This is a genomic window from Vibrio mangrovi (assembly GCF_024346955.1).
Classification (GTDB): Bacteria; Pseudomonadota; Gammaproteobacteria; order Enterobacterales; family Vibrionaceae; genus Vibrio; species Vibrio mangrovi.
Genome location: NZ_AP024884.1, coordinates 1231434 through 1248050, shown reverse-complemented (window position 1 = coordinate 1248050; position 16617 = coordinate 1231434). Strand labels below are relative to the sequence as shown.

The window sequence follows — 16617 nt, the reverse complement described above, 5'->3', positions numbered from 1 at the left end:
ACTATGAAGGATAAGATTGATAATTGTTCTGGGCCGGGATGAATTTGTATGAAGAATAGTGAATACGCAGAAATGAAAGCTTTCAAAGCGGTCGCTGAGCTGGGGAGTTTCTCTGCTGCCGCGAAAGCTTTACGAATAACGCCGTCTGCATTGAGCCAGATTATTAAACGTCTGGAAGATAATCTGGGAAGCCGACTCTTTAACCGGACAACCCGCAGTGTCGTACTCACAGAAATCGGCCGGCGATTTTATCAGCGTTTGCGACCGGCCTTGGATGAAATCGAGGCAGCTTTCAATGAAGTACATGATCAGTTGGGGGCTTTGAGTGGTACGGTCCGGTTACATATCACGACCGGTGCGGCTGATGCAATTTTACAACCGGTTCTGGGCCAGTTTTACCGGGAATATCCTGATATCGTTCTGGATGTTCTGGTTGAAGATTCAGTGATTGATCTGGTTGCTGATGGTTTTGATGTCGGTATCCGGCTGGATGAGTTTATTCAGCAGGATATGATTGCCTATCCGTTAGGGTCGCAATTACGCATGTGTGCAGCAGCCTCTCCTCAATATCTGGAAAAACATGGCCAGCCTGAAACTCCGGCTGATCTGCGTAATCATCAGTGCCTGAACTGGCGTTTTTCCGGTGGGCGGGAAGTGTACCGGTGGGAGTTTTACCAGCAGGGGCACTGGTTTTCAATGGCTGTCGACGGGCCACTAATTACCACAAGCAGAGAGCTGGCTGTGACGGCTGCATGTGAGCATCATGGCATTGTTTTCTGGACGGAAGAGAAACTCCGACCCTGGCTGGAAAAAGGAGAGCTTGTGTCTATCCTTGATGAATTCTGCCCGTTATTTCCTGGATGGAATCTGTCTTATCCGCGTCACCGGCATACTTCCGGTGCTTTGCAGGCCTTTATCGGGTTTATGCGTCAGGCATATCCTCTTCCTTCCGGGATAACCGATGAAAGTATCGTTGCGAAGTGAATTTTTTCGTCATCCCGTTGTGATTGCTTCCTCCTTATTTGAAGTTGGTTACTGTACGAATAACAGTGAGATTGTGCTTCACATCACGTTGTTATGTTCTGCACATCTACATTTCTCATCAATTACTGCCCTGAAGACTGTTTTGGTCTGAAAGTCCCGGGATTCCCCCGCAGCTGTGATTACGCTGAGCTACGCTCTTAATGTGACTTTTATCATTAATATTACTTTTACTATGGATATTCATTATTCCCCAGAAAGTGAGTGTCTGTGGTCGTATTGAAGGAGAATCAGTATGTCTGGTGAGTTCATATTATTACTTCACCCTGCATTTGGCATTCTTGCTTTACTCGCTGCGGTATGGGTGTTTGTCGAATCGTTAAATACCGGTGATATTCATTATGGCCGCATCCGCAATATGAGTTTGGTTGTTGCCGTTCTGATGTGGCTAACCTACCTGATTGGTGGCTATTGGTATGTTGTTTTTTACGGCGGTGATAAAGCCGTTATTAAAGCTGGTCCGTGGCCGTTTGCTCATTCTTTCTTTATGGAAACGAAAGAACATGTTTTTTTCATGTTGCTGCTACTTGCGACTTTTCTTCCGATTATTACGGGCAGTGATTTGATTAAACAGGTGGCCGGACGGAAAGTTGTTCAATGGACGGCGGCTATGATCATCGTGCTGGCCCTGCTGATGGAAGGTGCCGGTGCTGTGATTAGCATGGGTGTTAAAGTAGGTTTGTTTACTGCGGCATAAGGAGACTGAATCATGGCAGAGAATCAAAAATCAGCTTCGGTGATGGATGAACGGGTAACGGCTCCGGTCAGTGGTTTCGGACTTTCTTATGCAATTACCAGCATTTTGAGTGCGTTGTTGGTGGTATTGAAAGAGAGTAGTGAAATGATTCATGACGGGATGGTTGCGAGTACCGGTCATCACTGGGTAACGCATGGGTTGTTAAACCTGATTATTTTCCTCATCCTTGGATTCATATTCAATAACTGGGGTACGCCGATGCCAGTTCGCAAACTGTTGGTACTGATGGTTGGCTCAACAGTTTTGAGTGGATTAATCATTGCCGGATACTTTATCTGATACCGGCAGAACCCGGATGCAGGTATAAAACAGACATAGGTATAAAACAAAGGCGCAAAATCATTTGCGCCTTTTTTACGTGAAGTTTTTACTTTACGGTTTTGCGATTGTGATGGAAATGCCACCGGTCGTGGTAAATGTGACTGAGCTGACTTTTTTCGGGATACCACTCAGAATGCACTGTGTTTCCTGATCGCAGGGAAGAGAACCGGCAAGGGACCAGGTTCCACCGGATAAGCCACTTCCTTCAACAATTGCCGTCCAGGACTTACCATTATTAACAGCGCTGCCGGTTAGTTCACCGGATGGTGGTGGAGTTCCGGTATCAAATGTGGCGGTGACGGTTAAATTGGTGTAACTCGCCCAGGCATAGATACCGATATACCAGCTACCGGCTGTCGGTGTGGTAAAACTGCAACTTTCATTACTATCTGCACTGTAAGAGCCACAATGATAGTCGGTGGTGGTTGGTTCACTGGCATATTTCACATAAAGGTCAGCATCACCATTATTTCCCGATGTTGTGATGTTCAGATTCACAGCATTGTCGGGAACATCAATTGAGAAACAGTCCCACTGCTGTTCAGATGCAGAATCGATCACGACAGGAACATTATTTTCAAGTGTAGTGCTCGGGCTGGTTTTACATGTTGGGATGGTTCCTCCTTCTGTGGATACACCTACTTCAGCAAACGCTGCGGTCACATCTGTTGCTGAATACCCCATGGCTGATGCGGCAGCTTTTACACCGGCAGCAGCGCTGTCAAATGTCTCATTTGGCGTCCAGAATGCCTGATTGGCATAGGCAAAAACTTCAAATGCAGAACGGGTTCCCCAGCCATAGCTTGTTGCCAGCAGGTAGAAGGCTTTGTTAAAGACACCACTTGAATAGTGCACATCCATACCGCTGACGTAATTGGATGCATTGTCAATGGACTGTCCATCCTGAGGAGGATTGTCCATATAGCGCAGAGCACCATTCGGAGACTTGCGGATATCATAACCGACCATCCAGTCATTTGCCCCTCTGGCATAAAACTCAGCAGCTTCCCCGGCAATATCGGAGAATGATTCGTTGATGCCGCCTGACTGACCGGAATAGGTCAGATTTGAGTTTTGTTCAGTGAAACCATGACTGACTTCATGACCGGAAACATCCAGACTGACCAGTGGGTAAAAGTAGGTTGCACCATCGCCGAAAGTCATGCCGGTGCCATCCCAGAAAGCATTTTCATAACGGCGACGGTAATGAACCCGCATTTCCAGCTGGAAAGTCAGTGGTGACATACCAATCCAGTCCTGATACATGTCGTAGATGATTTTACCGAAGTAATGGGCGTCATTGAGCGGACTATAGGCACCATTAATCTCTTCGACAGTGTTCTCAGGGCAGGTGAATGTGTGAGTTTTTCCTGTGGTTTTATGGTTGAGATTGATGGTATTCACTATTCCGGGGATGTTCATCACACAGGTGTTGTTTCCGGAGAGTTCGACGGAAAGCGGATCATAGTCCTGACCATAATAGTATCTGCCGATTTTCTGGTTACCTCCCGGACCGTATGCGTCGACTTGTACGTGGGCTAATCCTTCCATTTGCATCAGAACATCGCCAGTTTTCGCATCGAGAATAAAGGTTGGCCGGGTTGGCTCCATGCGTTGCTCTGATTCAGCCAGAAACTGAATGTCATAAGCCAGATGGGCATCCTGGTAGGCATCGAGATAGATCACCAGTTCGGTTTTCTGATTGGTGATGTGATCGCCTCTGGACAGATAACCCTGTTGCACTCTGGTCCGGGCTTCTGTTGCTGAGAAACGGGCCTGTACACTACCCACCTGACGCGCAATATCGCTGACCAGTTCACCGTTCATTGCTTTGATCTTACCGTGTTGATTCCGGTGGATGATAATCTGTTTTCCCCAGACGGGAACACCATGATAGGTTTGCCGGTAGCGGATACTATATCCTCCGGCAGGGCTCTGAATCCGGCGGATTTCAGAGACGCTGTTTCCCTGTGTCATTTCCAGCACCTGAGGAATATTATGGCTGGTGGCCATATTCCTTTTTTCCAGTGAGATAATCCGGCCGGGATTAAGCTCCAGTCGTTCAACCTGTGCGGCGAACAGCAATGTTGGTGCCAGGAAAGATACAATCAGAACCAGTATTTTCAGGAAACGTGCTGGTATTCGATGTTGTTCTTTCATCACTTGGCCTCTTAACCGATAAATACCTTCATCGATATTCTTAATCGACGATAGTGTTAAGTTTTCCAACTGACCTGACCAACATAAAGCCACACATGCCTGTTGTATTAGAAAATGGCACGGTAGGGATATATACCTGAAGTCTAGTACATCTCACAAAAATAACCGGAGAAAGTGGATTTTTCTGATTTTTATACTAAACGGATTGCTCTGGGCTGAATTGATTATATGAAGTGAAGAGGAACATAAACCTCCCTGATCTGAGAGGTTTATGCATTGCCGGAGATTAGCGGTAACTATAGAGGTATTCAGCAATCATCACGGCATTTGCCGGAGTCGCTGTTTCAAAACCATAAAACTGTCCGTAAGCTGGTCGCAGACTTTCAGTGGCGCGACGTGCAATCTCGTCATACCAGGTCGGAAGCATGATGGTATGGGCATTGATCGTGCTTGTGTCGACACCAAAGCCGAAAGGAACCTCGCCCATTGCTTTAGCAACAGCAGCTTTCAGATCAGCAATAAACTTAAGATGGAAGGTGAAGTCATCATGAGAACCGACATTACCATGCCCGCCACTAAAATAGTCCCAGTCTAAAGCATTTGCTTCTTTCAGATTGGATTCCAGATAGGTGAAACGCTCAGAACCGGCAAAGTTCCAGAAAGGAGGTTGATCTGAATTCAGAAGATCGGGTGCATGAAGGACTCGTTCTCCGACAAGTAACCATGCTGAGTGGTCATCTGTATGAGCTGCGTGCTCAAAGCCATGAAGTTCAACTTTTAAACCATCAAAGTTAAAGGAACCATTCGGCCAGGAGATTGTTTCAGTCGGGCGTGGCAGTTGGCTGTTCAACCGTTCCATTTTATCTGCGGTTGCTTGTGATGCAATGATTCGGGGTGGACGAGCCTGATTTTTGATTGCATTTAGCAGCGCCTGAGTTCCACCGATGTGATCACCGTGATCATGGGAATATACAATGGCAGTGATCGGCTTTTGAGTAACTTTTCTAATCGATTCCAGAATCTTATCCGAACGCAATTCCAGAGGATCGAAAAGCAGCACACCTTTGTGACCAACGTAAAATATGGTGCCGTAGAAGCCTGACTGGTACCAATAGGTTCGATCCGTGAGTCGCTGCAATACATAGGGCGTTTCTATATTGAGATGAAAAAGATTGCCAATTTTCTCCCCCGGGGCGAGGGCTTCAGTCACTGAAGGTGCACGATAAACCGCAGAAACTGTTGAAGGCGCTTCAGGTACATCGGCTTGTACTGAGAAAGTCACAGCCGCAGCAATCATAGAAAAAATTGATAAAAACTTGGGTCGCTTCATTGAATTGAACTCCTTATGAGATATTGAAATCATCAGAGCAATGACGCCAGTACGAGTGTTGCAGCCCTATGCTGCTGTCATATCAGGCATTCATAACCGTCGGGTCTTGGAGAAACTTCTGATTGATCAGATGTGACCGAATACAATTGCATTGCTCTGATTGAGCCGGAAACATCTTGTAAAGCCTTGAGAGTCAGTTCACCGGCACTTTATTTTCACGAATGTGTTCTGAAGTATCTAGTGATGATATGAAAGGTCAGGCCGAATACAAATTCACTGTCATCATGGATGTATTCTTTCGTTGCGTGACTAAGGTTTATTCTGGAAGACAGACGATTCGAAGGGATTCAATCGATAAGCATCGCAGATATTTACTGAAAGTCACTTTGACCATACTTATAGAGACCGTACAAAATGCAGGTTATTATAAGTGATTATGCATCAGGTGGATAGCATATATATTCAAAGTGACTCATAGAATAAATAAGTGACCTGGGTTTGACCGTAGCTTAGCAATTACCTTTCTTGGCCTGACCCGGTGGACAGAATGTTCCTTTATCATTTGTTTCAGTTGTTTTGACTTTCACTTTAACATCATCAATTTCTCCTTCGACACGGGTTAACTGGCATCCGGATAAAGCGATTAATGTCACTGCAATGATTACAAACTGTTTCATACATTCACCAATAAAATATTTTTGTCTTAACTTATAAATAGTAGTTGTATTAAGAGAGAGTTTGTCTGGTGTTCGTTAAATTTATTGAGTGATCTGACATCAGGCAGTGGCTCAGGTAGCGATAGTATTCTGGAGATCTTAGTGGTATGTTCAGCCCTTTCTGATGAAGAGAAGAATAAGAATGAAGCATTTTATGATCGTGATTGCCGTTTTCTGGATGTCGGCTGTTGCAGCAAGCCAGCAGGTGACTTTGGATGATGGGCGTCAGGCGATTCTGAATGATGATTTTACCTGGCACTATATTCAGAACGAGTCACAAGCATCGGAGAATCAGCACAGTGTTGAGGAGAATGCTGTGGCTCCTGTAATTGCTACACCACCGGTGAATCATACTGAACGTCGGACCCGGTTGCAGCTGAACAGCCACAAATCCAGTTTATTACTTTCTGAATCAGGTGTTGAAGTGGTTCTGGGTGCTGCAACTTATCAGGGTGGCCGGCTGGTGATTCCGACAGCAATCACCAATCAGGGCTCTCAGTCTGTGATCGCTGTGAAAATTCATCTGGAAGTTTTGGACGGGAAGGGGAAACCACTGGCGATTCAGGATGAGATAACCATCTGGCAGTCAATTAAGAGGATGGCAGACACCTATTTACGCCCGAAAATGTCAGTGGTTGGCAAAATCATTCATGTCGATGTTGAAGAAGCGTCGGATTATCAGTTGGTGGCGACGATTTCTGCAATAGAAACGCGCTGAGTCATAGGCAAGGCAGAGATTCAAACCATAATAGAATGGTTTGAATCTCTGTATTACTTGCTCTTACAGGAAATTAGAGAGACTTCGGGAGACGGCAAGCAGACCAAATCCCAGAATAGAAAATATGGGTAAATAATGAATAATTGTTTTTCCGGACACGGAAGCAAAGATTCTTTGAGCTAACAAACTGTACATCGTCATAATCAGGAAATCGATGATGAGCCAGATCAACATCAGATGGATTGATTTCTCAAAAAAGTCATCATCCATTGTGATAAATGTTGGTAAGAAGGCGATAAAGAACAGAATATCTTTCGGATTGGATAAACCGATTTTAAGCGATTTCCAGAACTGTTTTCCGGACGAACGAATCACATGATTGCTCTCCGTGGCTGAATGGCGGAATGAACTCCAGGCGATATAGATCAGATAAATGCCGCCAACGAACTGGCAGAGGTTGAGAAAAACCGGATCGATGTGAAACGCGGACAGTATGACAATGAGGCTGATAATCAGCAATATTTGTGATGCGAGTAAGGCTCCGGCAACAGTATTTCTGGGAAATGAATATTTTGACTCGGAAATAACCAGGCTCACAACAGGGCCTGGTGATACGATGAGAAGCGTAATTGATAAAGCGAATGTAATATAGGTAGACATTTAAATCTCAGCTATCAGTTCATATATGTTTGTGCTTATATTGAGTTTTTCGTTGATGTATTTCTTATTCGAAATTGTAAACGCCCGTTGGATCCAACGATCGCTTCCGTCAAAATAAGCTTTGAATTTGCTGCGTGCATGTGCAGTCTTTTTGTTATCAATAATTAATAAAGAGCCTGCTTTCAGTTTTACGGGTTTCGCTACCTGCCAGGCAATATCTCTCAATTTATTCATCTGTAGGTGTGATTCCGCATTCAGTGCAATCATGAATTGAGGGTCAAACCTAAAATATGGGTTTTTATGATCTCCGTATAAAACCGTTTCTCTTTTATTGATATCGATTTTGCAATTTTTCTGACTTTGACAGTAGTCGGAGAGAAAATTGTATTTTTCCTGAAGGAAAAATGTTTTCTCATCTTCGGTGATATGCGGAAAAATGTTATTAATCGAACTAATATAAGTTTCTGCTTCCTGATCCGGATCTTGTCGCAGGCACAGGAGTAATAAATAGTCCGGAGAAATCGCATGAAAAGCATTTTCTGTATGGAGATCGAGTTCGGAATCGAAACTATCCGATGTGAGATGATCTGCTGCGGTCTGGTGTGGGAAAAAATTATTAATGAGTTCTCCATTGGATTCCTGAACATACCCAATTGCTTCTCCCAGCAAAGCGGCACATTGCAGCAGCAATTTTTCACTTTGGTTATCCTCTTTCGAAAGTCTGGAACGATCGGTGGGGGTCAGAGGAATTTGCCCGATATCCAGGTCTTCAATCAAGAGAAATCCGTCTCTGTTACCAAAACACTTAAACATAAGAATTTCAGCGATGGTTTTCGGGCATAGGTCAACGTTTTCTAAAGATAACTTCATCAAATCGGAAAAGTCTTTCACTTCATGTCTCCATAAATAATTAAATGTTTATTGCTGGAATATATTGTTTTGATATGGATGATTACTATGATGTGATCTTTATGCAATTGAGTTCTTATTTTCATTAAGAAAATTATCAAAAAATACCTTTCTACACGACAAAACGACCGGTCATAATCCAGTCAGTCTTCTTCATTGCAAGAAAGTATTTCAAGGGATTATCAAGTTCCCAATTAGTCCGTTATTGCATTTCCCTTAATTGAATATCACAAAGGTGATTATCTGCATTTCACTTATGTTTGAAAAACAGAAAAAACTATGGTTAAAATTGAGAAAAACTCAATATACAAAATTTGATGAAAACCAAATTACCTCCTTTGTATGCGCTCCGAGCGTTTGAAGTGACTGTTCAGTATGGCTCGGTAACACAGGCTGCCGGAGCGCTCCATGTGACGCCGGGAGCTGTAAGCAGACATATCAAAACGCTTGAAACATGGTTCGATTGCAAATTATTCAATCGTTCCGGTCCTAAAATTACAGTTACGGAAGCGGGGATGTTTCTGGCAAAACAACTCAGGGAAGGTTTTCAGCACCTTGAGAATGCCTGCGAAATTTTTTTGAATAATCATAGTGAGTTACGTTTGAAGGCTCCTTCAACACTGACTATGAGATGGCTGCTGGATGTTTTGAGTTCCTTTCGTGAGGAAAACTCATCCTTTTCTGTCTCTATATCCAGTATCTGGATGGATATCGATCGGGTTAATTTCAATACTGAACCGTATGATTGCGGAATTCTGTTGGGGGATGGTCAGTTTGGCACGAATACAGAAAGCCGGTTGCTGTTTGAAGAATGGCTTGTGCCTGTCTGTGCCCCTGCATATGTACAAACCGCTCAGAACCAGTTGGCTGAATGCGAATTGATTCATCCGTCACCGGATCGTAGAGACTGGCGGCGTTGGTTAAAAAAAACTGAACAAAGTGGTTTGCTGAATCTGTCCCGGGGAAAAGTCTTCGATACTTTAGAGCAGGGGAATATGGCGGCAATCGGAGGACATGGTCTTACGGTCAGTGATCTTCGATTAATTATGCCGACAGTCCGGCAGGGTTTGCTGGCTTTCCCTTTCTCTGAAGCAGTTTTCTCCGGAGAAGGGTATTATCTGGTATGGCCTGCCAATTCATATCGAAAAGCCAGTATTGACAAATTATTTGATTTTTTGACGTTACATCTTCCTGCAGAGATTCCGGCGGATATTCATTTGATCCACTAGTTATTCCATAACAGTGATTTCCGTAACCACATCCTGAAGTTGTCCTGAGCATGTGAGCACCGCTGGAAAGAGATTTAACCGGTGTTATAAATCCCATAAATCGCATGGCTCAGAATGCGATCTCCGACCTTTTCCTGATGGCTGATAATTCCTTCCAGCTTCATCCCTAGCCGCTCACACACAGCTCTGCTGGGAAGATTATCTTCAGCAGCAGAGATCTGTACTTTTTCCATATTCAGGCTTTCGAAAGCATACTGAATTAAAAATTTGCATGCCCGGGTGACAATTCCATTTCCCTGATATTGCTGAGCGATCCAGTAGCCGATCTCTGCCTTTTTCAGTTCGTGATCGATGGTATTAAAACCGATATTTCCGACGATTTGTCCCTGAAACTCAATCGCGCAATCCAGACCGTCACCATCAGCATATTTATATAGAGAGCCCTGAATAAAGGTTTTAAAATCATCAAGGTGTCTGCAGGCTCTGGGCCAGTTTAGCCATTGAGACAAATATGGTTCATTTTCCTGTACAAGTTCGGCATACCGGGAAGCCAATGACTCATGCAACTGCAGTAAAATAATTTCCTGATCAACGGTCCATTTAAACATAGGGCGGTTTACTTTCCTGACGGTGGTTTAGTATTTCTCTGGCTGTTCATCATACCTTCAGATGTTTCACGCTTCTGGCAAAAATGCCGCTCCGACGATCCTTTAGACCTTTGATGGGATCTTAATTCCATATGTTCTGACCAGATAATCCAATATAAATCAGAATAAAACATCGAAAAGTAAAATAAAACAGAATATAAAAGCTATTTATTATTTTGTTTTATATGAAACGTTGCGATTATATATTGCATTTCTTCTGACTGTCATCAAATCCTTTACAGTAAAAAAATCATCATGATATGGTTTGAACAACATATGAACAATGGGTCATATGTTGTTCAACTATTTGGAGAAATTATGAAACTAAAAAATACTATATCAATCGCATTATGCACTGCGGCTTCTTTTGCATCCGTCAGTGCATTCGCCGTCGATAAAGATGCGATTGCAGCACAGTTGGCATCTCAGTTACACGCATCCACAAACTTAAACCAGCAAGTTCAACGGATCGAAAGATCACATACACCGGTTCTGGTAAACACATTTTTAGCACCTCAGAGTATTCTTCCAACCCAGTCTGTCGGAACGACCACTGAAATGTGGCTATATCTGCCTTCAGACCGGGCTCTGAATGATGATATGTCTGATCTGGTTGTTGCTTATCCGCCATCTGGCAATGAAGATTCATGGACTACAATCGAAGGCTATACACTCGACGGTGCAAAAGTGTCACTGGCTGTCGATCAGGAACCGGATGTCCCTGTCCTTGTTGTGGATGATGATGGCTATTACGCGATGAAGGATAGCGTGAAGGAGTTGAATACACTTTTACAGCAGAGCGGTTTACAGAAAGTATCTCCGGAGTCACTGTTAAATACTCAGGTAAATGCAGCCGCTGGTTTTGATTCAACCAAGTTAACTAAAGTCAGAGTGAAAGATGTCCATGAAAGCTGGATTAAAGGTCCGGCTGAAGTTTATAGTCTGGTCACCGGTGTTCTGTCCGGCAACGAACCTCAGATCCTTGCTGTTGAAATGCCTTATCTGGATTACAACGAGACTGATTACTATCCGAATCAAATCGTCATCAACTGGTCAGAATATAACTACCGTGCCGTTGACATGCTGATGTATGAGCATGATTCAGGTACAAATTATAAAGAACTGGTAAAAGTGCTGGTCACTGCGGTAGGAGCCGCAGGCTCTCTTGCGGGCTGGGCACCATCAGCAGCTGTTGCAGAAATTTCTAACCGGGTAATTACGGCAATGCCAGACTCTGTTTTTACGGATGATGATGACTTTATTGATGCTTGCTATACCCTTGAACGGGGTAAACCTTATACTGGTTTCCATTGTTCATCGGATAATGCAACCATCAGTATGGAACCATTCTTCGTTGAGTCAAACTAACTCACCTGATGATTATTTGGTAGTTGATACAGCTGCCTTTTTATCCCGGATTCATTCCGGAAATACACAGATCCGATCCGTAAACCGGTCGGATCTTTTTTGGTGGATTCCGGGCTGACTTTCATGATTGTGCGATTTCCTCTCCGATCACTATTCTGAATGTAAAACTATTCCGAATGTAAAATAGTTCCGGATGTATACACGACCAGTTCTTTTGGCTGCCTGTCCCCGTTATCCTTGTGGACATTTTCCTCTCTATGCCAGTTGTTTCCCGCTTTCATCGCTTTATTTTTTACTCGTGAGCAATAACGTACAATCATTCTTTATCAGAGTTCGTTATGATGATGTTGAAACGAAGTAATAGATTATTGATACGATCATGAACCATACCCGGACGAAAAATAAGGAACATGCCCGCTTCCATATTGCCAAGGAACTTGGGGGAATTGAATTGTTGGATGCGCAATATGAGCGGCAGACATTCTCCCGGCATAGTCACGAAGGGTATACGATTGGTGTGATTGAACGGGGAGCACAGCGTTTTTACCGGACTGGCGGCAATCATGTTGCTCCGAAGGATAGTATGATTCTGGTCAATGCCGATGAAGTCCATACCGGTCACTCAGCCTTCGAAGGAGGCTGGTCGTATCGGGCGATGTATCCTTTACCTGAGCAGCTGGGTCTGGCATTTCAGGCCAGTGGGGAACAACTGAACTATGTCCCTTATTTTGCATCGCCGGTCATTCATGATCCTGAACTGGCGAATCAGTTCCGACAGGTTTTTTATGCTCTGGAGCATTCAGATAACCTGCTGCTACGTGAAAGTCTGGTATACGTATCTCTGGTCCGGCTGATTCAGCGCCACGCCCGTAAGAAGCCAGCCCGACTCTCTGAAGTAAAAGCACAGCGTCAGTTATTACTTGCCAAATCGTTTCTGGATGATTTCCCGCAGGAAAACATATCCCTACAGGAGTTGGCTACAATGACGGCACTGACACCCTATCACTTAGTCCGGACGTTTCAGAAAGCATATGGATTGCCCCCGCATGCATATCAGGTTCAGAGTCGGTTGCGGCTTGCCAGGCAGTGGATGAGGCAAGGCTTATCCATATCACAGGCTGCGACTGATGCCGGATTTCACGATCAGAGCCATTTCTACCGTCATTTTAAAAAATGGATGGGAATTACACCGGGTCAGTATCTGCAAAGTCTCCGCCGTTAATCCACACGCTATGTTATGAATAAAGCAATATTATGAACAAAACGATGTGGTTAATAAAAACTGCATCTTGAGATCATTTGGGTATAAGAACAGCCTTGAGATCTAAGTATCTGATTATTCGTTCGATCATCTGCCTCAGGGCGGATCCGTTGTACGTGGATCGATTGTTAAGTGAGGAATCATAAAATAATGCATATAAAAACAGATGACCGGGTACAACCGGAATCACCAGCCCGGATGTTTTTACTGGGGACAGTCGCTATGATGCCTCTGAGTGTTGCGGTGCTGCCATGGGGGCTTCTGGCTGGGTCTTTTGCTGTGGATTCCGGGCTGACTTTCACGGAGAGTCAGGCGCTGTCTGCCATTGTGTTTGCGGGTTCTGCCCAACTGGTTGCAACCGGGATGATTAAAGCCGGAGCCGGACTGTTCTCTTTGTTGCTGACCGTCTTTTTTATTGCATCGAGACATTTTCTTTACAGTGTATCAATGCGTTCAAAAATTAGTGGTCTTCCGTTTCGCTGGCGGATGGTGCTGGGATTTTTATTGACCGATGAACTGTTTGCTTTAATCAGTCATCAGGATGAGGCACGCTTTAATCGCTGGTATGCACTCGGGGCCGGGATCAGTTTTTATCTGCTGTGGAATATAGCGACGCTGGTTGGGATTGTTGCCGGTCATGCGATTCCTCAGCTCAATTCTATGGGACTGGATTTCGCTATTGCTGCGACTTTCATTGCGATTGTTATTCCGAATGTGAAAACACTACCGGTTCTGGTGTCTGTCCTTACAGGATTGATCATGTCGGTACTTTTGATGTTGTATCAGATTGAGGGAAGTCTGGTGATTGCCAGTTTATCGGCGATGACTGCCGGTTATGTGGCCGAAACCTATCTGGGAGGAAGAGGATGATTTTAATACAGATTGTTGTCATGGCGCTGGTTGTTTTTCTCAGCCGTTATCTGTTTTTAGAACCAAGGGTTCCTTTGCGTTTAGGCCCCAGATTACACCGGCTTCTGAGTTACTCCGGCCCGGCAGTGTTAACTGTAATATGGGCGCCGATTGTGTTTATGCCAAATCAATCCTTATGGATTGACTGGCAGAATCCTTATATATGGGCGGCTTTACTGGCGGGAATGATCGCGTGGAAGACCAGAAACGTCTTATTGACAACGGTTCTGAGTATGATGGTGTTTCTGTTGCTCCACTTGGTTGTGTTCTCTCATTGATATGTGAATTACTGAGCAATCCATTCGATTTCGATTAAGGTTTTTTCTTCACTTCTCAGGCGGGCAAGAAAAACATCGCCAGACTGGACGATACCCACTCCTTTCGGGGTGCCACTCATTACAATATCGCCATCTTCAAGGGTAGTGTAGCGCTGCAAGGATTTCATAATTGTGTCGGGTGGGTAGATCATCTGGGTGACTGTGCCGTGTTGAATCCGGACGCAGTTGATTAACAGCTCCAGACTCAGGCTATGGATATCAATATCTTTTAACGCGATAAACTTGCTGAATACTGCAGAGCCGTCAAATGCTTTGGCTCGCTCCCAGGGCAGCCCCTGTTTTTTCAGATGGGATTGTAGGTTTCTCTTTGTGAGATCCAATCCCAGTCCGACACCATGATAGCGATTGTTTTTGATCAGAAAGCAGATTTCGGTTTCATAGTGAAGCGGTTCTTCATGGAAAGAACGAAGTTGGGTGGTAATGCTGCTGTTTGGCTTATGGAACACAACCATTTCCTCAGGAACGGCATTGCTCAGTTCGTGGATGTGCTCCATATAATTTCTACCGACACACAAAATTTTTGAAGGTGTGATTTTTCGGTTACCAAAACGAATTGTGTTCATTATCCCGTCCCTGATGATGAAGTGCTTCTCTCCGTAATCCTCTGAATTTTTTGTTCAGAAGTTGCCGGAGAGGATAATCTATCTGATCTTGCATAGATTGATATTAATAAACCGAAGTCACCTCAATGTACAGGATTCATATAATTTTCAACGAGTTCTGTCCCATAAAATGTTCACGGGGGTGATTCTCCCTCTGTACATTTGTTGTTTTATCTGTATACAAAATTCAGAACAGTGTCTGATTAAGCCATATGTGTGTCAGGATACTAGCCGCATAGCCCAGTACAATGACTGGTGTCCATTTCAAATGACCCAGAAATGTGTATTTACCATGAGAAGCACCCATCAGCGCAACTCCGGCAGCTGAACCGATAGAGAGCATGCTGCCGCCGACACCTGCGGTGAGTGTAATAAGTAACCAGTTCCCGGTTGACATGATCGGGTCCATGGTGAGTACAGCGTACATAATCGGGATGTTATCGATAATGGCAGAAAGTGCTCCCATAAAGATATTGGCCCACTGTGCGCCCCAGTTAGGATAGATCGTTCCTGAAATCAGGCTGAGATAACCCAGTAAGCTCAAACCGCCAACACTCATTACAATGCCGTAAAAGAACAGTAAAGTATCCCATTCAGCATGGGAAATTCGTTTGAATACGTCAAATGGTACGATAGAGCCCAGCCGTTTGAGGGTTGTTTCATCATTATTTGCCAAGGCTTGTGCTTTTCGCTGTTCCAGAATACGGGGGAGTGACTTTTGCAGGTAATAGCCGAAAAATTGTAGATAAGCCAGTCCCATCATCATCCCGACAACCGGCGGAAATTCGAATAGGGCGTGGAAACTGACCGCTGTGACTATGGTAAATAAGAATAAGGCAACAATACGTTTTGCTCCCCGTTTGGGATCTACATGCTCTTTGACCAGTTCCGGGCAACCTTTGGGCAGAAAGAATGACATGAGAATTGCCGGTACCAGATAATTCACCACTGCCGGGATGAACAGGTCAAAGAACTGGAGGAAACTGGCCAGCCCTGCTTGCCAGACCATCAGGGTAGTGATATCCCCGAAAGGGCTGAAAGCACCCCCTGCATTGGCTGCAATGACAATATTAATACAGCAGAGATTGATAAATGATTGGTTATTTTCACTGACCTTCATCACCACAGCACACATCAGTAATGCAGTCGTCAGGTTATCTGCGACCGGAGAGATGAAGAAAGCAAGTAACCCTGTCAGCCAGAACAGCGAAGAATAGCTGAACCCTTTACTAACCATCCATGAGCGTAATGCGTCGAAAAGTCGCCGCTCCTCCATGGCGTTGATATATGTCATCGCAACTAGCAGGAATAGCAACAGTTCAGCATATTCCTGCAGATTCTTCTCGAAAGCCTCTTTTGCAATTTCAACCTGACCGACTTGTTGATAAGAGAAACCGATAATTGCCCAGATGATCCCGGCTGCCAGTAAAACCGGCTTTGATTTTTTTAGTTTTATCGTCTCTTCAAGAGTCACCGTGATATAGGCAAGTATAAATATGATTGCACAAGCGTAGCCGGACCAGGTATGGGTCATATCGGCCGGAGAGTTTGAGCTGGAATGTATGGATGCAAAGCTCAGGGAGGGCAGAAACAGGAGTAAGATCAGGAGTCGTCCGGCTGATTTTGTCGTCATAGCAGTTATCCTTCTGAT

17 protein-coding genes are annotated in these 16617 nt (G+C 44.4%); 9 read left to right on the top strand and 8 right to left on the bottom strand.

Annotated features, from left to right (window positions below):
- Positions 1-48 precede the first annotated feature (48 nt).
- The 3 genes from OCU74_RS21675 to OCU74_RS21665 all read left to right on the top strand — a co-directional run bounded on the left by OCU74_RS21675 (position 49) and on the right by OCU74_RS21665 (position 2077).
- Positions 49-984: a LysR substrate-binding domain-containing protein gene (locus tag OCU74_RS21675; protein ID WP_087481843.1), complete on the top strand. Its 936-nt coding sequence runs from the start codon at positions 49-51 to the stop codon at positions 982-984.
- A gap of 292 nt (positions 985-1276) precedes the next feature.
- Positions 1277-1738: a hypothetical protein gene (locus OCU74_RS21670; RefSeq protein WP_087481844.1), complete on the top strand. Its 462-nt coding sequence runs from the start codon at positions 1277-1279 to the stop codon at positions 1736-1738.
- Positions 1739-1750: 12 nt separating this feature from the next.
- A complete protein-coding gene (locus OCU74_RS21665; RefSeq protein ID WP_200807752.1) occupies positions 1751-2077 on the top strand; it encodes a hypothetical protein in 327 nt (108 codons plus the stop codon).
- Positions 2078-2170: 93 nt separating this feature from the next.
- Here OCU74_RS21665 and OCU74_RS21660 read toward each other — a convergent pair whose 3' ends face one another.
- From OCU74_RS21660 to OCU74_RS21650, 3 genes are all read right to left on the bottom strand, one after another.
- Complete coding sequence (locus OCU74_RS21660; RefSeq protein ID WP_087481845.1) at positions 2171-4279, bottom strand: M4 family metallopeptidase; 2109 nt, start codon at positions 4277-4279, stop codon at positions 2171-2173.
- Positions 4280-4565: 286 nt separating this feature from the next.
- Positions 4566-5609 (bottom strand): MBL fold metallo-hydrolase, encoded by a 1044-nt coding sequence (locus OCU74_RS21655; RefSeq protein ID WP_087481846.1) that lies wholly within the window; start codon positions 5607-5609, stop codon positions 4566-4568.
- A gap of 509 nt (positions 5610-6118) precedes the next feature.
- Entirely contained in the window at positions 6119-6286 is a 168-nt protein-coding gene (locus tag OCU74_RS21650) for a lipoprotein (RefSeq protein ID WP_159457445.1), read from the bottom strand.
- Positions 6287-6467: 181 nt separating this feature from the next.
- Here OCU74_RS21650 and OCU74_RS21645 point away from each other — a divergent pair, with 181 nt between their 5' ends.
- The gene (locus tag OCU74_RS21645) at positions 6468-7043 is read left to right on the top strand and encodes a DUF3157 family protein (RefSeq protein WP_087481847.1); all 576 of its coding nucleotides are present in this window, start codon (positions 6468-6470) and stop codon (positions 7041-7043) included.
- 63 nt (positions 7044-7106) lie between these two features.
- Here the strand turns inward: OCU74_RS21645 and OCU74_RS21640 are convergent, their stop codons facing one another.
- A complete protein-coding gene (locus OCU74_RS21640; protein ID WP_087481848.1) occupies positions 7107-7703 on the bottom strand; it encodes a LysE family translocator in 597 nt (198 codons plus the stop codon).
- Positions 7704-8594, bottom strand: coding sequence for a TauD/TfdA family dioxygenase (locus OCU74_RS21635; protein WP_200807753.1), 891 nt, complete (start codon positions 8592-8594; stop codon positions 7704-7706). It abuts the gene before it with no gap.
- A gap of 335 nt (positions 8595-8929) precedes the next feature.
- Between OCU74_RS21635 and OCU74_RS21630 the strand changes: the two genes are divergently transcribed.
- Positions 8930-9841 (top strand): LysR substrate-binding domain-containing protein, encoded by a 912-nt coding sequence (locus tag OCU74_RS21630; RefSeq protein WP_087481849.1) that lies wholly within the window; start codon positions 8930-8932, stop codon positions 9839-9841.
- Between the two features lie 74 nt (positions 9842-9915).
- Here OCU74_RS21630 and OCU74_RS21625 read toward each other — a convergent pair whose 3' ends face one another.
- Positions 9916-10449, bottom strand: a complete 534-nt coding sequence (locus OCU74_RS21625; RefSeq protein WP_087481850.1) for a GNAT family N-acetyltransferase — start codon at positions 10447-10449, stop codon at positions 9916-9918.
- A 357-nt stretch (positions 10450-10806) separates the two neighbouring features.
- On the opposite strand from OCU74_RS21625, the gene OCU74_RS21620 reads away from it, so the two are divergent.
- From OCU74_RS21620 to OCU74_RS21605, 4 genes are all read left to right on the top strand, one after another.
- Positions 10807-11856 carry a DUF3103 family protein gene (locus OCU74_RS21620; protein WP_159457446.1) on the top strand — a complete coding sequence of 350 codons (1050 nt, stop codon included), beginning with the start codon at positions 10807-10809 and terminating at the stop codon, positions 11854-11856.
- A 379-nt stretch (positions 11857-12235) separates the two neighbouring features.
- Positions 12236-13078 carry an AraC family transcriptional regulator gene (locus OCU74_RS21615; protein WP_087481852.1) on the top strand — a complete coding sequence of 281 codons (843 nt, stop codon included), beginning with the start codon at positions 12236-12238 and terminating at the stop codon, positions 13076-13078.
- Between the two features lie 189 nt (positions 13079-13267).
- Positions 13268-13987 (top strand): AzlC family ABC transporter permease, encoded by a 720-nt coding sequence (locus tag OCU74_RS21610; protein WP_087481853.1) that lies wholly within the window; start codon positions 13268-13270, stop codon positions 13985-13987.
- Positions 13984-14304, top strand: a complete 321-nt coding sequence (locus OCU74_RS21605; protein WP_087481854.1) for an AzlD domain-containing protein — start codon at positions 13984-13986, stop codon at positions 14302-14304. The genes OCU74_RS21610 and OCU74_RS21605 overlap by 4 nt, the downstream gene beginning before the upstream one ends.
- Before the next feature lie 8 nt (positions 14305-14312).
- On the opposite strand, the gene OCU74_RS21600 is transcribed toward OCU74_RS21605, so the two are convergent.
- On the bottom strand, positions 14313-14927 hold the full coding sequence (locus tag OCU74_RS21600) for a fumarylacetoacetate hydrolase family protein (RefSeq protein ID WP_087481855.1): 615 nt from the start codon (positions 14925-14927) through the stop codon (positions 14313-14315).
- Positions 14928-15153: 226 nt separating this feature from the next.
- Complete coding sequence (gene nhaD, locus OCU74_RS21595; protein WP_087481856.1) at positions 15154-16599, bottom strand: sodium:proton antiporter NhaD; 1446 nt, start codon at positions 16597-16599, stop codon at positions 15154-15156.
- Positions 16600-16617: the final 18 nt, after the last annotated feature.